The organism is Pararhizobium qamdonense, assembly GCF_029277445.1.
GTDB lineage: Bacteria > Pseudomonadota > Alphaproteobacteria > Rhizobiales > Rhizobiaceae > Pararhizobium > Pararhizobium qamdonense.
The window spans coordinates 132,598-149,618 of sequence record NZ_CP119568.1; the positions used below are offsets into that span (position 1 = coordinate 132,598).

Here is a 17,021-nt window from a genome sequence, read left to right on the forward strand (position 1 = left end):
TTTATCCTTTGACCGCGCCGAAGGTGAGGCCGGAGACGAGGTGTTTTTGTATGATGAAGGTGAGTGTCAGCGCCGGGATGATCATCACGACGGCGAGTGCGCACATGCCGCGCCAGTCGATGGTGAACTCGGCGGTATAGTCGAGCAAGCCGACCGGCAACGTCTTGGAATTCACCGAGCGGGTGATCTGCGAGGCCAGCGCATATTCGTTCCAGGAGATGAGAAAGGCGAAGATGCCAGCGGATGCGATGCCGGGACCGGCCATCGGAAACTCCACCTGCCAGAACGCCTGCCAGCGGGTGCAGCCGTCGATCTGGGCGGCTTCCGCCAGGTCCTTCGGCACCTGCCTGAAGAAGCCGTCGATCAGCCAGATGGTGAAAGGCACGTTGAGCGCGACATAGGTGAGGATCAGCGCAAAATGCGTATCGATGATACCGGTGCGGGCAAAGATCATGAACAAAGGCAGCGACAGCGCGATGCCGGGCACGGCGCGGGTCAACATGAACCCGAGGAAGATCGCCGACTTGCCCTTGAACTTGTAGCGCGCAAAAGCGTAGCCGCCAGCCATGCCGATCCCCAGCGCAATGAATGTCGATGTGATGGAGACGATCAGCGAGTTGCGGAAATAGGACCAGACGGGAATGCCGCCCTGGCCTGCGCCTGAAAACATCGAGCGATAAGCGTCAAGCGACAGGTCCTGGGGGATCCAGACCGGCGGCTTTGCCATGATCTCGACGGTCGGGCGCAGCGACGACAGGATGATCCAGAAGCCGGGCAGGCAGATGATCAGCATCGCCACAAATAGGGTGATGACATGGGCGAGCGCATTAAGCCGCTTGCGCAGGCGGTGGGACGAATTGATATCCATTACCACTCAGCTCCGATCTGCTGGCGCGCGGCTGCGAGCTTGCGGAAGAAATAGACGGTGAAAAGGATCGACAGGACGATGGCGAAATAGGCCATGGCATTGGCCAGCCCCATACGGGCATCGCCATAGGCGGTGCGTCCGACCAGCGTCCACAAAAGCTCGGTGCGCTTGGCCGGGCCGCCATCGGTCATGATCTTGACGATGTCATAGGCTCTCGCCACATCCAGCGAACGGATGGTCATGGCGATGAAGGCAAACGGCATCAGATAGGGCCAAGTGACATAGCGGAAGGTTTGCAGCGGGGTGCAGCCATCGACATGGGCGGCCTCGATCGGATCGCGCGGCATGGCGAGAAGACCGGCCAGAATGAGGATCGCGAACACCGAGGTCGATGACCAGACTTCGGCAACGGTGATCGAAAACAGCGCCAGGTTGCCGTCGATCAGCCATGGGATGGCCTGGTCGGTCAGCCCCAGCGATTGCAGGGCGTTGTTGATCAGGCCGATATTGTCGTTGAACAGGAACTTGAACTGAAAACCGACGAGAACCGGCGAAAACATCATCGGAAACATCATCAGCGTGCGCAGCAGCCGCTGACCGCGCACGGCCTTGGAGACCAAGAGCGCAAGACCAAGGCCGAGCAGCATTTCGGCATTCAGCGCGATCGTCAGGAACAGGACGGTGCGTCCGAACGCGACCCAGAAATCCCAGCTCGAAATGACGGTGATATAGTTGCGCAGCCCGATGAAGACATAGAGCGATTCCGGCTTTGTGAGGCGGAACGGCGTGAAGCTCGAATAGAAGGATAGGGCGAGCGGCACGACGACGACGGCCGCCAGAACCAGGAATGCCGGAAACAGCAGCAGCACCGGGGCCGATAATCTGGATAGTTTCATGTCGCGCCCTTTGATTTGCGCCGGAAATGAAAAGCGGCGCCACGGCATCAGCCGTGGCGCCGCATCAGTTCAATCAAAGCTTGCCGGCATCCTGCAGGATGGCCGTGGCCTTTTCGGCGGCCGCATCAAGCGCCTGCTTGGAGGTCTTGTCGCCAAGGATCGCAGCCTGCAGCTCGGGATACACCGAGTTGGAAATCTCGATCCATTCGGCTGTCTGCGGAACCGGGAAGGCATTCTTTGCCGCTTCCTGGAAAGCCTGCAGCACTTCGGTCTTATAGGCGTCGCCCTCGGCGGCCTTGATGTTGAAATCCCAGACGGCGCTGCGTGTCGGCAGCGGACCGGTCGCCGATTCCAGCTTCTGGCTGTCTTCGTTGGTCAGCCACCAGACCAGCGATGCGGCGGCTTCCTTGTTGGCGCAGGATTCCGTGACCGAGAAGCCATGGTGACCGGACCAGCCGGTGCGCTTGCCGGACGAGCCGGCCGGCTGCACCTTCACGCCGACATTGCCCGCGACCTTGGAGGACTTCGGGTCGTTGAAGAAGCTTGCCCAGCCAGGCCAGTCGAGATTGAGCGCGATCGAGCCGGAGGCAAAGCCCTGGCCCAGATCGTCCCAGAGATAGTTGGTGGTCCCGGCCGGAACGGCCTTGTTCTTGTAAAGATTGACGAACCAGTCGAGCGCGCGCACGCCGGCGTCCGAATTGAAGGCCGGGCGGCCGTCCTTGCCGAGATATTCGCCGCCTTCGGCAACCAGCATCTCATAGAAGCGGCCATTGATTGCCTCTTCCTTGCCGGCAAACTGCGTGCCGTAGAAAGTCGGCGGCGAGGAGAAGAACTCGGCCTGGTCGGTGACCTGTGCCCATGTGTCCGGCGGTGTCAGGTCGTAGCCGTACTTCGCCTTAAACGCCGTCTTCTTGGCTTCGTCCTGATAGAGGCTCTTTTGATAATAGAGTGCTGACACGTCGAACTGGGCGCGCGGCAGCATGACCAGCTTGCCGTCAAGCGTCGAGGCGGCAATCAGCGCCGGGACGAATTTGGCAAGTTCCTCGGCCGGGATCAGCGGCGTCAGGTCGGTATAGATATCCGGATATTGCGGCGCGAACGACGAATGGTTCGAGCCGACGCACCAGCTGAGGCCACCGGTGGCGATATCCGATTTGATTTCCTTGTCGAGCTCGAAATGGTTCTTCTTCGAGAGAATGTTGACCTTGGCGCCCGTCGCCTTTTCCCACTCGCCGATGCGCTCGTAGAGCTTTTCATATTGCTGGCCACCGATGAGCTTTGCGTCGATCGTGACGCCATCGAATTTGCCGGGCAGGTCAGCAGCTTGTGCCGCGACCGAGCAGGCAAACACCATTACCCCGGCGGATACGCCGGAAAGCAGCTTGTTCATGATTTTTCCTCCTCACGTCCTCACCATCCCAATGGCAGGAATTCCTCATTTGTGAGGAATTGATTTATATACAAACAGCAAACAGCCCGTTGCGTCAAGCCGCAACTTTGCTTTGTCGCGCGCCTCGTATGCGTATATGAAGTGTTTCATTCACAGGGGGATGTGTTGATGGACGCTGATGAATCCGACCGTTACCGCGCGCCAGCGCTCGACAAGGGGCTTGATATTCTCGAGCTTTTGGCTGGCGTCGATGGCGGACTGACCCAGGCCGAGATTTCCAAGAAGCTGGAGCGCAGCCCGAACGAATTCTACCGGATGCTCGACCGGCTGGTGCGGCGCGGCTATGTCACGCGGATCGACGGCGATCGCTACTCCCTGACGCTGAAGCTGTTCGGCTTGGCGCAGCTGCACGCACCTGTCCGGCGGCTGGCATCCTACGCAACGCCGCTGATGCGAGACCTTGCGCAGCGTAGCCGCCAGGCCAATCATCTGGCGGTGTTCGACCGTGGCTTTGCCGTCGTCATCGCGCAACAGGAAGCCCCGGATTACTGGGGTATCTCGATCCGCGTCGGCTCGCATATCAGTCTTTTCGACACCGGATCAGGCCATGTCCTGCTGGCCTTCCGCAGCGAGGAAGAGCGGAAGATGATGATCTCCGAGCATGTCAAGAGCCAGTCTGAACCGCCGCTGTCGGACGATTTTTTCGAGCGGCTCGACCGGATTCGTGAGCGCGGTTATGAAATGATGGCCAGCGCCCAGACCGCCGGGGTCTACAACCTGTCTGCCCCGATCCTTGGACCCGACGGACGCGGTATTGCGGCATTGACCTGCCCCTATATCGCCCTGGTCAACGCGCCGTCTGCGCCTGATATAACCGAAAGCATCGCGCTGTTGCAAAAGACTGCCGCCCAGCTGTCGCTGCTTGCCGGATCGGATGTGAACCATTCGGAATGAGAAAGCGTTAACGCGGAAGATGATAAAATTCTTATTTGAATGATATCTTCCTATGTGAAATAATTAGATGAGACGCCGGGGAGGAAACGGACCAATGATCATCGACACCCATCTGCATCTGATCGACAGGGCAGCACTTGCCTATCCGTGGCTGTCGGGGGTTCCGGCGCTGGATCGTGACTTTCTCTACGAAACCTATGCGACCGAGGCGAAACGCTGCGGTATCGCGGCCGCACTTCATATGGAAGTCGATGTCGATCCCACTGAGATCGAAGCCGAGATCGATTATATCCAAGGCCTTTCGAAACAGCCCGGAAACCTGATCACCGGCGCCATCGCCGCCTGCCGTCCGGAAGAGGCCGGTTTTGCCGCCTATCTTGAACGTCAGCGCGCCAACCCGTTCGTCAAGGGCTTTCGCCGCGTGCTGCACGTCGTGCCCGATGATGTGTCGGAAGGCGCACTGTTTCGCGAGAATATCAAGCGCCTTGGCGAAACCGGCCTGTCCTTCGACCTCTGCGTCCTGCCGCATCAGATTCCGAATGCGATTGCGTTGGCCGATCTCGCACCGGACGTTCAGTTCATCCTCGACCATTGCGGCGTCCCGGCCATCGCGTCCGGCGCGGTCCAGCCGTGGCGGGACAATATGAGCGAGATCGCCAAACGCCCGAATGTGACCGCCAAGATTTCCGGCGTCGTCGCCTATGCGGAGGCGGAAAGCTGGTCCGTCGAAACCCTGCGTCCCTATGTCGAGCACACGATCGCACAGTTCGGCTGGGGGCGTGTTGTCTGGGGCAGCGACTGGCCGGTCTGCACGCTGGGTGGCGGCCTGTCGACCTGGATGGCTGCAACGCATGCGCTTTTGGCCGGGTGTTCGCAAACGGAGCGCGATCAGCTTCTGTCGGGCAATGCCAAGAGGATTTGGCGTCTATAAACAGGCGGCCGGCGTGATCCGCCGGCCTGCTTTTTATCAAAAGCTCTCCGCGAACAATCGATTGATGTCACCGACGACGGCCCTAGCGGATTGACGCTGCAACAGGCCTGCGTTGAGACGGTCGGATGCCGCCTGCTGGAAGCCCATGTAGCCGTTATGACGGGGCCGGACCCAGGCGGCATCGAGCGTTGCGCGGGTGCCGCGATAGAAATCTGCGGTGGCGTGGTTGACGGCGGCATCCTCCCACGCCTGCGCATGGCCGGGTTGTCCGCCGGCTGCCGCATACCCCGCTTTCTGGACATCACCGCTGGCGATCCAGTAGGCAAAGTCGATCGCGGCATCGGGGTTTTTAGAAAAAGCCGAGACGGCAATGCCGGTCCCGCCCAGTGCCGAGCCCACCGGCCCGCTTTTACCCGCAGGAGGAATGTCGCCGAAGCGGATGAGGCTTGGGCGGAAATCCTTCACCGAATAGCTGACATAACCATAGATTAGCGGCGCGGCGACAGCGGTTGTCTCGGGCGCTGCCATTTGTTCGAGAACGGCGATGGGGTCCATTTCGAAACAGGCCGGATCCATCAAAGCTGCGATTTCACGCAGCATCTCAAAAACCTGCACCCCCGTTTCAACATTGACCAAGTCACCCGGACCTTCGACCGCGCAGGGCCGCCCGATATTGCCGCAGAGCGTGTAAAAGCTCATCAGCGAATGGGGCGGGCGCAGCGGAATGAGAATCTTGCCGGCCCGTGCCAGTTCAAGCACCTCGGCCCAACTCTTGGGAGGGGTGTCCGTGAGATCGTGCCGCCAGGCCTGCACCTGCGTGGCCGCATCGATCGGAAAGGCCCATTGGCGGCCCTGCCAGGTGTAGCTCGGATAGGATTGCCCAACACTGGCTGCCGCCAGAGCACTTCGCTCGATCTCGCGCCCGGTTACGTCCAATGGCAAGAGGCATTTCTCATGGGTGATCTGCCCGACATGCGGATGATCGATGACGATGAGATCGAACTGCCGCGCCAGCTCTTCGACGGGGAATGTCTCGAAATCCTGCAGCGACCGCTTTTCCCATTCGACCTGCACACCCGTGTCCTCAAGCCAGCGGCTGGAACAGGCGACCATGGGATCGTAGCCGCGCGGATGGTTCCAGGTCATGCCTTTGAGTGTGATGGTCATAGGCCGAACTCTTCGCGAATAGCCTGGCTATGTTCGCCGATGCGCGGTGCGGCGCGATCGACCTTGGCGCGCACGCCGTTGACGCGCAGCGGCGAGCGGGTCGTCGTGATTGAAATATTGTCGTCTCGGGTCACGGTCTGCAGCATGTCGAGAACCTGGAAGCCTTCGCTTTCCAGAAGCTCGTTCCAGTTCAACACCCGCGCGCACCAGATATCCGCCGGCTCCAGGATTGCCAGCCATTCATCCGTCGTCTTGGTGGCGATGCGCTTGGCGATCAGCGCCTTGATCTCGTCGCGGGCGGTAAACCAGGTGGATGATGTGTCGCGGTAAGGCGCCAGTTCCTCCATGCCGAGCAGGTCGGCAAGTTTCGGGATCGGCGTCATCGCGATGGCAAGATATCCGTCGGCCGCCGCATAGACGCCGTAGGGTGCAGAGAGATAGGCATGGGCACTGCGGAAATTCGACCGTTTCGGCAAGCGCTTTCCGTCGTTGAGATGGGTGGTCAACACCTCGAACTGGAAATCAACGAGGGCTTCGAGCAGGCTGGTCTCGACATGGCTGCCGGTGCCCTTGACACTGCGGCGCACGAGCGCTGCGAGAATGCCTTGGGCCAGTGCTGCACCAGCCAGCATGTCGCCGATCGCCAGGCCAAACGGGACAGGCCCCTGGTCTTCATCGCCGTTCAGCCACATCACGCCCGAGCGCGATTGCGCCAGGAGGTCCTGTCCGGGCCGCTTGACCCAGGGGCCTTCCTCGCCGTAACCGCTGATCGACGCATAGACGAGGCGTGGGTTGATCGCCTTGACGGCCTCGTAATTCAGCCCCAGCCGTTCGATCACGCCCGGCCGGAAATTCTGGATCAGCACATCGGCCTGGGCAAGCAACGTCCGCAGCGCAGCCAGATCCTTCTCGTCCTTCAGATCGATGGACAGGCTTTCCTTGGCGCGGTTGATGGCATGGAAAATGGTGGAATCGCCGCCGATCTCGGTGTCGCTCAGATAAAGCCGCCGCGACAGGTCGCCGCCATCCGGCCGTTCGATCTTGATGACGCGGGCACCCAGATCCATCAGCCTTAGGGAGCAATAGGGTCCGGACAGGAACTGGCTGAGATCGACGACGATCAGGCCGGCGAGGGGTAGGTCGGTATCGGCTGGCATTTATTGTTTTTCCGTCTTGCCGGCAAAATCGGCGGGGTTCTTGTATTTCACGGTCTGCAGGTGCTCGCAGTAGAGCACCAGTTCGCCTTCGCCCTTGAAGATTTCATAGCTGGCGCGGATCAAGCCCATGTCCTTGTAGCGCGGCGTCTTCTCGAGATTGGTGCGGATCGCGTAGATCGTGTCGCCGATGAAGACCGGCTTGATGAAGCGCAGCTTGTCATAGCCATAGGAAAAGGCATTGACACAATTGGTGGCGACAAGCCCGAGGCCGGCTGAGAACACGAAGGCTCCCGCAATCAGCCGCCTGCCGAAAATGCCTTCGCGCTCGGCAAACATCTGATCCTGCACATAAGGGTGAATATCGGTGACCAGCATGTTGAACATGTGGCTTTCGCCTTCGGCCATCGTGCGACGCAAGGAGCGGATGCGCTGTCCTGCCGGCCAATCCTCGTAGAACCAGTTTTCGGCATTCCAGACCGGAAGCGAAGCATGGTCTTCCGGCATGTCGGAAGGGTGGGTGGAGGACACGCCAACGGTGGGTGCAGTCGCGCTCATGGCGTTCCCGCCGCGCGAATTCCGTCTCGCTCTGTCATGTCCAAACGTGCCTCCAATTTTCTTATGTAAAGAAGGTTTTCACATATGGATGATTTTTGCAAGCGTGAACCGGCGCTTTAAGCGCGCTTGCCGGCGCCGAAAACGATTGCCCGCACGAAAAACGAGGTGCGAGGTGATGAGGGGACTGAATTGCAAATGGGATGTGCAGGATGCCGGATGAGCCCGATGGAACACTCCATTCCCGCTGAAAGGGCTTTTTCGGCCGCTAAAACCGGCAAAGCCAGGCGCTGGATACCAAGCGTTAACTATATGCTTTGTAAATCAGAATCACCAACATGGAGAACCGCCTGATGAGTGCTGCGTTGAAGGATGTGCGTTTTTCGGAAACGGAAGAACGGGTCGTACCGTTTCCCCTGTCGGGACAGGCCAGCACCATCAGACGCTGCGCGCGCGAGCTTGAAAACGTCCATGGCGAGGAAGCTCTGCAATATTGGAAAAGAGAATGCCGCGCGCTGGCCGAACGCCTGAGCAATCTCGGCATCGGTGAAGACGCCGTCCGCAACCAGGTCCTGTCGTTCCAGACGGAGGTCCAGGTCGAGATGATGCGGCGTTATTCGGACCGTCTGGCAGCTGAGGCGCAGGACGGCTACACGCTCAATTCCTGATCAGTCTCTCCGGTCGGAAACATCAAGACTTCGATGCCTTGGGTCAGGGCATTAAAAAGGGCAGCCGGGCTGCCTTTTTAATTGTAGCAAGCCAGTTTATGTCTTCTTTTTCTTGAATACCGCGTAATATTCGTCCGCCATGGCGCGCAGCGAACGGCCGATCGCCGCATATTCGAATTCGTTGAGATTGGCGAGCGAGGCGCGTCCAGCCGGTTGCTGGGTGCCGAAGCCGCGGCCGGGGAGGAGCACGATCCCCGTCTCGTCGGCAATGCGGAACAGCAGTTCGTTGGTGGAGAATTCCGCCTTGACCCATTTTGCAAATTCCGCGCCGTAAAGTTTCAGCGCAATCTCCTCCAGGTCGAGCAGGGTATAGTAATCGACCGAGTTGGGGTTGTCGGTGACGGGAATTCCGAGTTCGCGGTAAAGTGCGGCCTCACGGTTGCGGATCACCTTCTTCAAGGTCGATTTGTAGACATCGTTCTCGTCCATCAGCGCAAACAGCGAGAACAGGACCATCTGCACCTGCTGCGGCGTCGATAGGCCGGCGGTATGATTGAGGGCAACGGTGCGGCTGTCGGCCACCAGCCGGTCGATGAATTTCAGCGAGCTGACATCCGGCAGCAGGGAGCCATAGCGGCGGTCCAGCGCAGTCTTGGTCGTCTTGGGCAATTCCCGCAGCTTGCCATCGAGGATATTGTCCTGGTGGGTGGCAATCACGCCGAGGCGCCAGCCGGTCGCGCCGAAATATTTCGAGAACGAATAGATCAGGATGGTGTTGTTCGGGCAAATGGCAAACAGCGAGCGGAAGTCATCGGCAAAGGTGCCGTAGACGTCATCGGTCAAAATGATCAGGTCCGGGCGGTGGTTCTTGACGATATCAGCGATCTTGTTGAGGCTGCGGTCGTCGAGTTTCACCGACGGCGGGTTGCTGGGATTGATGCAGAAGAACACCTTGATGTCAGGGTCCTTCAGCTTTTCAAGTTCCTCATCGGTATATTGCCAGCCCTGTTTCGGATCGGCGTTGATCGCCACTTCCTTCAGGCCGTATTCGTCCAGTTCCGGAATTTCGATATAGGGCGTGAAGACCGGCATGCCGATCGCCACCTTGTCGCCCTTGGTAACGAGGCCGTTCTGCTTCAGCGTGTTGAAGATATAGGTCATCGCCGCCGTGCCGCCTTCAACGGCGAAGACATCGACGCTACCAGCCGAAAGCGAGCCGCCGATCATCTCCCTGACGATATATTGGCGCACGATCTGCTCGCTGATCTTCAGCATGCGCGGCGGGACGGGATAATTGCAGCCGAGGATGCCTTCAACCATTTCATGCAGGAATTGCGAGCCGGAGAGACCGAGCTGGTCGCGGACATAGCTGAGCGACCGCTGCAGGAAGGCAACGCCGGCCTGATCGCGGTTCTCGGTCGTGAAACGCTCGAAGCGCGCCTCGATGCCTTCGATATTGGGCAGGCCGCCGATCCATTTCTGCATGTAGGAATAGGACAGCTCGGATTCCGTGGCGGCAAAAAGCCCGAGCCGGAAGAAGGCGCGGCGTGGCAGGGTGGCCATGAAATTCGGATTGCCGCGTCCTGCATTCAGCATGGTCCGGTTTTCCTTGGCCGAAGCCAGCTTGATCAGTTCGTCCTTGAGCTCGAACGGGCTCAGTTTGGCGAAGCTGCTATAGTCGGTCATAGGTTCACTCCTTGCTAAGTCACAGATCAGACGAAGGCGACGACGAGCGGGCCAAGCAGTGTCAGGAAGACGTTGGCGAGCGCGTAGGTAATGGCGAAGGGTGTGGTGGGGACGGTATTTCCTGCCTTGTCGAGGATTTCGCCAAAGGCGGGATTGGCGCTGCGCGAGCCGGAAAGCGCACCGGCGAAGATGGCGGTATTGTCGTAGCGCAGGATGTAGCGGCCGACGAGCATGGTGATGATCAGCGGCAGGATGGTGACGACGACGCCGATCAGGAAGATCGAAATGCCGTTTGCCGCGATCGTGTGCACGGCCTGTTGGCCGGATTGCAGCCCGACGACAGCGACGAAGCCGGCAAGGCCGAGATCGCGCAGCAATGTAGAGGCGGCCGTCGGCATATTGCCGAGCGTCATGTTGCGGCTGCGGTACCAGCCGAAGGCAAGGCCGGCGAGCAGCGCGCCGCCGCCGCTGCCGAGCGTCAACGGAATGGAGCCGATGCGGATGACCGCAAGGCCGATCAGCAAACCGATGACGATACCCAGCCCATGGAAGACGAAATCGGTCTTGTCGCTGGGGGTGATCACAGTGCCCACCCGCTTGGCGATGCGCTGCAGGTCTTCCTGCAAGCCGTGCACGGTGACGAGGTCACCCGCCTCGATGCGGGTATCGGCCACAAGCGTCAGCGGGTTGCCGCCGCGCTTGACCTGGAGCACGAAGACGCCGTGGCGCAACTCCTTGGTCGCCTCGATGATCTCGGCAACCGTTTTGCCGGCAAACTCCTTGTTGCCGACGACGACATCCCGCGTCGCCACGACCATGTCCATACCGTCGGAGGATTGGGTTTCAGGCCCGATCGTGTCTGCCATGCCGACCACGCCTGCGCGGCGGCCGACAACGAGAACAATGTCGCCGGTTTGCAATTTGAGATCGGGTTCGACGCCGATGATGGCGCCCGCGCGCTTTACCCGCTCGATGGCAAGTGCTGCCCCGGTTGCGCTCCTTTCGATTTCCGAGATCGTGCGCCCCGCAGCCTGAAGAACCTGGAACAGCCGTCCGACGAGATCGGGAAGGGCAGGGGTTTCCCCAGGTCCATAGACCTTGGCACCCGCCAGCATCTCGGCCTCGGCCTTGACCGCCTCGTCCCGGATGCTGCGGCCCATGAACCAGGGCAGAATGTTGACGCAGACGATGATCGCCCCAAAGGAGCCGAAAATATAGGTGACGGCATAGCCGATCGCGACATTGGCCTGCAGGCGTTGCGTTTCGTCAGCGGCAAGGCCGAGCTTGCCGATGGCTGAACTGGCGGTGCCGATGATCGCCGATTGGGTGAGGCCACCGGCGGCGATCCCGGCTGCAAGTCCCTTGTCGAGACCAAACATCTTGGCGAGCACGACGACGGTAACAAGCCCGCTGATGGCAAGCACGGCAGCCATGACAATTTCCCGGATCGACTTGCGCCCAAGCGAGCGGAAGAATTGCGGGCCGCTCTCGAAGCCGACGGCGTAAATGAACAGCGCGAAAAGGACGGCCTTGATGCCGTTGTCGATGGTGATGCCGATCTGGCTGAGCACGACTGCAACCAGAAGCGAGCCGGCGACACCGCCGAGCTGGAATTTTCCGAATTGGAACTTGCCAATCCAATATCCACCGGCCAGGGAAAGAAACAGAGCAATTTCAGGAGATTGTTGAAAAATCGACTGCAGGAATGACATAGGCCCCTCCGGATCAATGCTGCTTGTGCGCCAGAATTTGATCAGAAACGAGGGTTGCGACGGGGTCAATAAAAAACTTGCGCGGGAAGATTAACGCAGTTCAGCTTTTGTGCAGATTTGAGACTCATTGCCAAAAAAACGAAAACGCCCGGCATTTTCGCCGGGCGTTCATTCTGCAGGACCTGAGGGAGGATCTACATGTCCTGCGGAAGCGGTGTGATCAGACCGTTACTTGCCAGCGTCGAGGCGGTCGATTGCCTCGACATTGCCGGCCGACGAACCGTTCGGATCGAATTCAGATTCCAGCCACTTATCGACGATGGCCTTGGCCAGTTCCGGGCCGATGACGCGGGCGCCCATGGTGATGATCTGGGCGTTGTTGGATTTGGCGGCGCGTTCTGCCGAATAGGTATCATGGGTGAGGGCTGCGCGGATGCCCGGCACCTTGTTTGCAGAGATCGAGACGCCGATGCCGGTACCGCAGATCAGGATGCCGCGGTCGTTCTGACCGTTGACGATGGTTTCGGCCAAGCCCTTGGACAGGTCGGCATAGAAGCCGGACTGGCTGAGATTGGAGACTTCAAGGCCGCTCTTGGTGGCGAGATGGGCCTCGATGATGTCGAGAAGCGGCTTGCCTGCGCTGTCGGCGCCGATTGCGATTTTCATGGCTTTAATCCTTCCGTTGACTGTTGTTTCAGAGCGCCGAAGCGACGCGTTTGAGGATGTCGAGATAGCCTGAGACGTCCCAGGCCGAGCGGCCGATGAAAAGGCCGTCAATATGCGGTTTGGCAATCAGCTCCTCGCAATTACCGGGATTGACGCTGCCGCCGTAGAGAACCGGAACGGAAACGCCCAGGCTTGCCTTCGCCCATTCGGCAATCTCCGCATGACGCTCATCGGCATAATCGGCAGAGGCTGGAATGCCGTTGACGCCAATCGCCCAGACCGGCTCATAGGCCAGAAGCACCGGCTTTTCCTTGTCAGCGCCGTCGAGCAGCGCGAGCGCGCCTTCGACCTGGCGGCGCAGGACCGTAGTGGCTTGGCCGGCCTCGCGCTCGGCCAGCGTTTCGCCGATGCAGATGAGCGGGATCAGGCCGTGCCGGACGGCAGCGGCCGTTTTCAGGCCGACCGTACGGTCCGTTTCGCCGAAATGCTCGCGCCGCTCGCTATGGCCGAGCTCGACGATATCGAGATTGCAATCCTTCAGCATGACCGGCGAGATTTCACCGGTCCAGGCGCCGGCATCGTCCCAGTGCATGTTCTGCGCGCCGACCTTGACGCTGGTTGCGGCAAGCCGCTCCTTCACCTGACGCGTGGCCGTGAACGGCGGAATGACGAAACGCTGGACGCGGTTGTCTCGTTCCGCATCAGCCTCCGCCAGCCCGTCGGCAAAGACCATCGCCTCGGCGAGCGTCTTGTTCATCTTCCAGCTGGTTCCAACCCAGACGGATGTCTTTGTCATCGTGTTTCCTCCGCGGTCTTTCCGCTGATCTTGTGAAGCTTGATCCCGGCTTCCTTGAGGCCTTGCTCGAAGGACGGTTCGATTTCGGCGCCGGTCAGCACCATGCCGAACGCATCGAGCCCTGTCAGGAAGTGCAGGGCGGATTTGCCGAACTTGCCGTGATCGACGAGCAGAACGCTGCGTGCCGCCGACTGCATCATCTGCCGCTTGGTCTGGACCACTTCCTGATCCTGATGAAAGGCGGATGCGCCATGAATGGCCGAGCTGGACAGGAATGCCATATCGGCGCGCAGCGAGCGCAGGGCCTCCTCCGTGGTTATGCCGAAGAAGCCGTTGAACTTTTTCGAATACTGGCCGCCGAGCGAGATCACGTCGATACCGGCGACCGTTGCCAGCTTGTTGATCACGCCGAGATTGTTGGTGATGACCGTCAGCGGCCGGATCTCCTTGAGATAATCGGCAACGCCGCCTGCGGTCGATCCATCATCGATGATGATGATCTGGCCCGGTTCGATCAGCGAGGCGGCATGCTGTGCCAGCCGCCGCTTTTCCTCCGCTGCAATCTTCTCGCGATAACGGAAATCGCTTTCGAACTGCGGGCTCGACTGGATGGAGGCGCCGCCATGCACCTTGCGCAGAAGGCCTTCCTGTTCGAGGTCATCGAGATCGCGGTGCACGGTCATCTTGCTGACGGCAAAACGGCCGGCCAGATCCTCGACCGAAGCCGAGCCCGTTTCCATCAGGATATCCATGATCGCCTGGCGCCGGTCTTCGGGCTTCATCGGGATGCTTTCGCGTGGCCTGTTTCACCCGTGGAGATATAACGATACCTGTGAGAATTTCAACTGTATAAATGGTATTTTGTGATATTTTAATGTTACGATGTGATGTTTACGGACGGCGCTGCGGCGTCAAATAAGGGCTGGCCGGTTTTTCCGGCTTGAGGGAAATTGCTTTGTTGCATCAGCCTGTTGCGGCGGGGGCGAATGCCGTGCCATGACTGTTGCGGAGAACCGGACGCCGTGCCGGAGCGGGAGAGACCATTCATGACCAAGACCGACATCGCTCGCCGGGTCTATAACAACGCCTGGAAACTCGATCCGGTCGTGCGCAGCCTGCTCGACACGGATTTCTACAAACTGCTGATGTTGCAGATGATCTGGCGGCTCTATCCGGATGTCGATGCGACCTTCTCGGTCATCAACCGGACGAAAACGGTTCTCTTGACCGACGAGATCGACGAGCAGGAACTGCGCGAGCAACTGGATTATGTCCGCGGCCTGCGGTTTACCAAGAAGGAAATGATCTGGCTCGCCGGCAACACCTTCTATGGCCGCAAGCAGATCTTCGCGCCGGATTTCCTCGCCTGGCTCGCTGATTTCCAGCTGCCGGACTACGAGCTTTCGCGCAAGCACGGTCAGTATGAATTGACCTTTCCCGGCAAGTGGACCCACACCTCCATGTGGGAGATCCCGGCGCTGGCGATTATCAACGAGTTGCGCTCCCGCACGGCGATGAAGGATATGGGGCCATTTGCGCTGGATGTGCTCTATGCTCGCGCCAAAGCCAAGATGTGGTCCAAGGTCGAGCAGTTGAAGACCCATCCAGACCTGCGGATTTCCGATTTCGGCACGCGCCGTCGCCACAGCTTCCTGTGGCAACGCTGGTGCGTCGAAGCGCTGAAGGAAGGCATCGGCAAATCCTTTTCCGGCACCAGCAACGTGCTTCTGGCCATGGATACCGATCTGGAAGCGCTCGGAACCAACGCCCACGAACTGCCGATGGTGGCGGCAGCGCTTGCCCGCACCGATGCGGAGCTTGGGGCGGCCCCCTACAAGGTTCTGCAGGACTGGAACCAGCTTTACGGCGGCAACCTTCTGATCGTCCTGCCGGACGCCTTCGGCACGGCGGCATTCCTGCGCAATGCGCCCGACTGGGTCGCCGACTGGACCGGTTTCCGGCCGGACAGCGCGCCGCCGATCGAGGGCGGCGAGAAGATCATTGCCTGGTGGAAGAAGATGGGACGCGACCCCAAGGAAAAACTGCTGATCTTTTCCGACGGCCTGGATGTCGAAACGATCCTGGAAACCTACGAGCATTTTCAGGGACGCGTGCGCATGAGCTTCGGCTGGGGCACGAACCTGACCAATGATTTTGCCGGATGCGCGCCGACCCAGATCAGCGGCCTCAACCCGATTTCCATCGTCTGCAAGGTGATCGATGCCGACGGCCTTCCGGCGGTCAAACTGTCTGACAATCCCCGCAAGGCGACGGGCGAGCCTTCCGAGGTCGAGCGCTATCTCAAGTACTTCGGAACGGAAGATTTTGCCGAACTGGCCGTCAAGGTCTGAGCGGCACCCTTCACAACGAAAAACCCAGCCGGCGGAGGTGCCCGGCTGGGTTTGCGTGCGCATTCTTGGGGGATGCGCCGGGAGAACTTCAGTTCCGTTACGCGCTCATGCGGAGGCAGTCGGAGCGCGAAGCGAGCGGGTGGACCATCGACAGCAGGCGGCGCTTGGGCGCTGCAAGCAGGTTGGTCGTATGATTTTTGGCGCTTACCGTTCCCGGCTGCATTTCGCGCAGCGCGCTGGCAGCGGAGTAGAGGAGCGTTTTCATTTCATTGGTCGTGACGCCGTCCGCACGCATGACGGCACGGATCATCGGGTCTGTCAGGACCTCGTGGATCGTCAGATCGCTGTTTGCCTGGTGCATTGGGGTATTCCTTCGGGTTCGTCGTCTTTTCCGGCGGGCGGGTCCCATCCGGTGTCTCAAACTTGACATCGTTTTCATGTGGTGTTACCAGTAAGTAACATCTGAATAGTTACCGACCGGTCACACCTATGTCAAGAAGCTTTGCCGATAAAAATTCGAAATCCGTATCGTCTCCGAAACCGGCCGATATAAGGCTGGAAAAAGGTGACTGTGTGCAGGTGCGCCCGGCGCCGCGGGACCGTATCGTTTCAACGGCTTGTGAGCTGTTCCGGCAACACGGCATCCGCGGTATCGGCGTCGATGCGATCGCCGAGGCGGCCGAGACCAACAAGATGACTCTGTACCGTCATTTCGGCTCGAAGGACGACCTGATTTGCGAGACACTCAGGTTCACATCCGACAAAGCGGCCGCCTTCTGGGACCAGCTCGAAGCCGACCATCCCAAAGATCCGATGGCGCAGCTGCAGAGCTGGGTGAAAGCCCGGGCACAATGTCTGGCCGATAATAAATATGGTTGCGACCTGGCCAATGCCGCCGTCGAACTGAAAGAGCAGGGGCATCCGGCCCATGTGGTGATCGAGAACTTCAAGCTCGCCCAACGCCGCCGTCTCGAACAGCTCTGTCGCGATGCCGGCGTCAGCGAACCGGAGCTGCTATCCGACACGCTGTCGATGCTGATGGAGGGCGCGCAGGTGAGCAAGCTCGCCACCGGCAGCGAAGGCCCGTCGATGCGGTTCATGCGGGCCTGCGAAGCGGCCATCGCCTCGTTTCGCCAGCCGGCAAAGGCAGCTGTCGAAACAGTCGCCTGAATTCACAGCTGCTTAGTGGCATGTCGGATATTGCTCGCATAGGCTGATTGTTGTCAC

17 protein-coding genes are annotated in these 17,021 nt (G+C 59.7%); 5 read left to right on the top strand and 12 right to left on the bottom strand.

Translation table 11 applies throughout. The annotated features are described in order from the left end of the window. Position 1: 1 nt before the first annotated feature. The 3 genes from PYR65_RS25995 to PYR65_RS26005 form a co-directional block, all read right to left on the bottom strand. Complete coding sequence (locus PYR65_RS25995) at positions 2 to 868, bottom strand: carbohydrate ABC transporter permease (protein WP_276122206.1); 867 nt, start codon at positions 866 to 868, stop codon at positions 2 to 4. Then, a complete protein-coding gene (locus tag PYR65_RS26000; protein ID WP_060637232.1) occupies positions 868 to 1,764 on the bottom strand; it encodes a carbohydrate ABC transporter permease in 897 nt (298 codons plus the stop codon). The genes PYR65_RS25995 and PYR65_RS26000 overlap by 1 nt, the downstream gene beginning before the upstream one ends. A 73-nt stretch (positions 1,765 to 1,837) precedes the next feature. Then, positions 1,838 to 3,154, bottom strand: a complete 1,317-nt coding sequence (locus tag PYR65_RS26005) for a type 2 periplasmic-binding domain-containing protein (RefSeq protein ID WP_276122207.1) — start codon at positions 3,152 to 3,154, stop codon at positions 1,838 to 1,840. 168 nt (positions 3,155 to 3,322) lie between these two features. On the opposite strand from PYR65_RS26005, the gene PYR65_RS26010 reads away from it, so the two are divergent. Both PYR65_RS26010 and PYR65_RS26015 read left to right on the top strand, forming a co-directional pair. Next, positions 3,323 to 4,108, top strand: a complete 786-nt coding sequence (locus tag PYR65_RS26010) for an IclR family transcriptional regulator (RefSeq protein ID WP_276122208.1) — start codon at positions 3,323 to 3,325, stop codon at positions 4,106 to 4,108. A gap of 94 nt (positions 4,109 to 4,202) precedes the next feature. Beyond that, positions 4,203 to 5,039, top strand: coding sequence for an amidohydrolase family protein (locus PYR65_RS26015; protein WP_276122209.1), 837 nt, complete (start codon positions 4,203 to 4,205; stop codon positions 5,037 to 5,039). A 36-nt stretch (positions 5,040 to 5,075) separates the two neighbouring features. On the opposite strand, the gene PYR65_RS26020 is transcribed toward PYR65_RS26015, so the two are convergent. The 3 genes from PYR65_RS26020 to PYR65_RS26030 are packed head-to-tail and all read right to left on the bottom strand — an operon-like array spanning position 5,076 to position 7,918. After that, the gene (locus tag PYR65_RS26020; protein ID WP_276122210.1) at positions 5,076 to 6,206 is read right to left on the bottom strand and encodes an extracellular solute-binding protein; all 1,131 of its coding nucleotides are present in this window, start codon (positions 6,204 to 6,206) and stop codon (positions 5,076 to 5,078) included. Beyond that, positions 6,203 to 7,363 (bottom strand): CaiB/BaiF CoA transferase family protein, encoded by a 1,161-nt coding sequence (locus PYR65_RS26025; RefSeq protein WP_060637137.1) that lies wholly within the window; start codon positions 7,361 to 7,363, stop codon positions 6,203 to 6,205. Before PYR65_RS26025 ends, PYR65_RS26020 begins: the two co-directional genes overlap by 4 nt. Continuing rightward, positions 7,364 to 7,918, bottom strand: coding sequence for a MaoC family dehydratase (locus tag PYR65_RS26030; RefSeq protein ID WP_276122211.1), 555 nt, complete (start codon positions 7,916 to 7,918; stop codon positions 7,364 to 7,366). A 350-nt stretch (positions 7,919 to 8,268) separates the two neighbouring features. Between PYR65_RS26030 and PYR65_RS26035 the strand changes: the two genes are divergently transcribed. Continuing rightward, complete coding sequence (locus PYR65_RS26035; protein WP_276122212.1) at positions 8,269 to 8,583, top strand: DUF6074 family protein; 315 nt, start codon at positions 8,269 to 8,271, stop codon at positions 8,581 to 8,583. A gap of 96 nt (positions 8,584 to 8,679) precedes the next feature. Here PYR65_RS26035 and PYR65_RS26040 read toward each other — a convergent pair whose 3' ends face one another. From PYR65_RS26040 to PYR65_RS26060, 5 genes are all read right to left on the bottom strand, one after another. Further along, positions 8,680 to 10,269, bottom strand: coding sequence for a bifunctional aspartate transaminase/aspartate 4-decarboxylase (locus tag PYR65_RS26040; RefSeq protein ID WP_276122213.1), 1,590 nt, complete (start codon positions 10,267 to 10,269; stop codon positions 8,680 to 8,682). 26 nt (positions 10,270 to 10,295) lie between these two features. Continuing rightward, entirely contained in the window at positions 10,296 to 11,981 is a 1,686-nt protein-coding gene (gene aspT / locus PYR65_RS26045; RefSeq protein ID WP_276122214.1) for an aspartate-alanine antiporter, read from the bottom strand. Between the two features lie 228 nt (positions 11,982 to 12,209). Further along, positions 12,210 to 12,647 (bottom strand): D-erythrulose-4-phosphate isomerase, encoded by a 438-nt coding sequence (gene derI, locus PYR65_RS26050; RefSeq protein WP_060637141.1) that lies wholly within the window; start codon positions 12,645 to 12,647, stop codon positions 12,210 to 12,212. 28 nt (positions 12,648 to 12,675) lie between these two features. After that, positions 12,676 to 13,443, bottom strand: coding sequence for a triose-phosphate isomerase (locus tag PYR65_RS26055; protein ID WP_276122215.1), 768 nt, complete (start codon positions 13,441 to 13,443; stop codon positions 12,676 to 12,678). Next, the gene (locus PYR65_RS26060) at positions 13,440 to 14,225 is read right to left on the bottom strand and encodes a DeoR/GlpR family DNA-binding transcription regulator (protein WP_276122216.1); all 786 of its coding nucleotides are present in this window, start codon (positions 14,223 to 14,225) and stop codon (positions 13,440 to 13,442) included. The genes PYR65_RS26055 and PYR65_RS26060 overlap by 4 nt, the downstream gene beginning before the upstream one ends. A gap of 264 nt (positions 14,226 to 14,489) precedes the next feature. Between PYR65_RS26060 and pncB the strand changes: the two genes are divergently transcribed. Continuing rightward, on the top strand, positions 14,490 to 15,794 hold the full coding sequence (gene pncB / locus PYR65_RS26065; protein WP_276122217.1) for a nicotinate phosphoribosyltransferase: 1,305 nt from the start codon (positions 14,490 to 14,492) through the stop codon (positions 15,792 to 15,794). Positions 15,795 to 15,891: 97 nt separating this feature from the next. Here pncB and PYR65_RS26070 read toward each other — a convergent pair whose 3' ends face one another. Beyond that, positions 15,892 to 16,155, bottom strand: coding sequence for a hypothetical protein (locus PYR65_RS26070; RefSeq protein WP_060637145.1), 264 nt, complete (start codon positions 16,153 to 16,155; stop codon positions 15,892 to 15,894). 128 nt (positions 16,156 to 16,283) lie between these two features. Between PYR65_RS26070 and PYR65_RS26075 the strand changes: the two genes are divergently transcribed. Next, positions 16,284 to 16,964, top strand: a complete 681-nt coding sequence (locus PYR65_RS26075; protein WP_276122218.1) for a TetR/AcrR family transcriptional regulator — start codon at positions 16,284 to 16,286, stop codon at positions 16,962 to 16,964. The last annotated feature ends 57 nt before the right edge of the window (positions 16,965 to 17,021 follow it).

What these genes read in the sequence shown, in the direction of transcription:
- PYR65_RS26030 (WP_276122211.1), bottom strand. Translation starts at nt 7,918, where the DNA reads ATGAGCGCGACTGCACCCACCGTTGGCGTGTCCTCCACCCACCCTTCC.
- PYR65_RS26070 (WP_060637145.1), bottom strand. Translation starts at nt 16,155, where the DNA reads ATGCACCAGGCAAACAGCGATCTGACGATCCACGAGGTCCTGACAGAC.
- PYR65_RS26075 (WP_276122218.1), top strand. Translation starts at nt 16,284, where the DNA reads ATGTCAAGAAGCTTTGCCGATAAAAATTCGAAATCCGTATCGTCTCCG.
- PYR65_RS25995 (WP_276122206.1), bottom strand. Translation starts at nt 868, where the DNA reads ATGGATATCAATTCGTCCCACCGCCTGCGCAAGCGGCTTAATGCGCTC.
- pncB (WP_276122217.1), top strand. Translation starts at nt 14,490, where the DNA reads ATGACCAAGACCGACATCGCTCGCCGGGTCTATAACAACGCCTGGAAA.
- PYR65_RS26040 (WP_276122213.1), bottom strand. Translation starts at nt 10,269, where the DNA reads ATGACCGACTATAGCAGCTTCGCCAAACTGAGCCCGTTCGAGCTCAAG.
- aspT (WP_276122214.1), bottom strand. Translation starts at nt 11,981, where the DNA reads ATGTCATTCCTGCAGTCGATTTTTCAACAATCTCCTGAAATTGCTCTG.
- PYR65_RS26015 (WP_276122209.1), top strand. Translation starts at nt 4,203, where the DNA reads ATGATCATCGACACCCATCTGCATCTGATCGACAGGGCAGCACTTGCC.
- PYR65_RS26035 (WP_276122212.1), top strand. Translation starts at nt 8,269, where the DNA reads ATGAGTGCTGCGTTGAAGGATGTGCGTTTTTCGGAAACGGAAGAACGG.
- derI (WP_060637141.1), bottom strand. Translation starts at nt 12,647, where the DNA reads ATGAAAATCGCAATCGGCGCCGACAGCGCAGGCAAGCCGCTTCTCGAC.
- PYR65_RS26025 (WP_060637137.1), bottom strand. Translation starts at nt 7,363, where the DNA reads ATGCCAGCCGATACCGACCTACCCCTCGCCGGCCTGATCGTCGTCGAT.
- PYR65_RS26020 (WP_276122210.1), bottom strand. Translation starts at nt 6,206, where the DNA reads ATGACCATCACACTCAAAGGCATGACCTGGAACCATCCGCGCGGCTAC.
- PYR65_RS26060 (WP_276122216.1), bottom strand. Translation starts at nt 14,225, where the DNA reads ATGAAGCCCGAAGACCGGCGCCAGGCGATCATGGATATCCTGATGGAA.
- PYR65_RS26005 (WP_276122207.1), bottom strand. Translation starts at nt 3,154, where the DNA reads ATGAACAAGCTGCTTTCCGGCGTATCCGCCGGGGTAATGGTGTTTGCC.
- PYR65_RS26010 (WP_276122208.1), top strand. Translation starts at nt 3,323, where the DNA reads ATGGACGCTGATGAATCCGACCGTTACCGCGCGCCAGCGCTCGACAAG.
- PYR65_RS26000 (WP_060637232.1), bottom strand. Translation starts at nt 1,764, where the DNA reads ATGAAACTATCCAGATTATCGGCCCCGGTGCTGCTGCTGTTTCCGGCA.
- PYR65_RS26055 (WP_276122215.1), bottom strand. Translation starts at nt 13,443, where the DNA reads ATGACAAAGACATCCGTCTGGGTTGGAACCAGCTGGAAGATGAACAAG.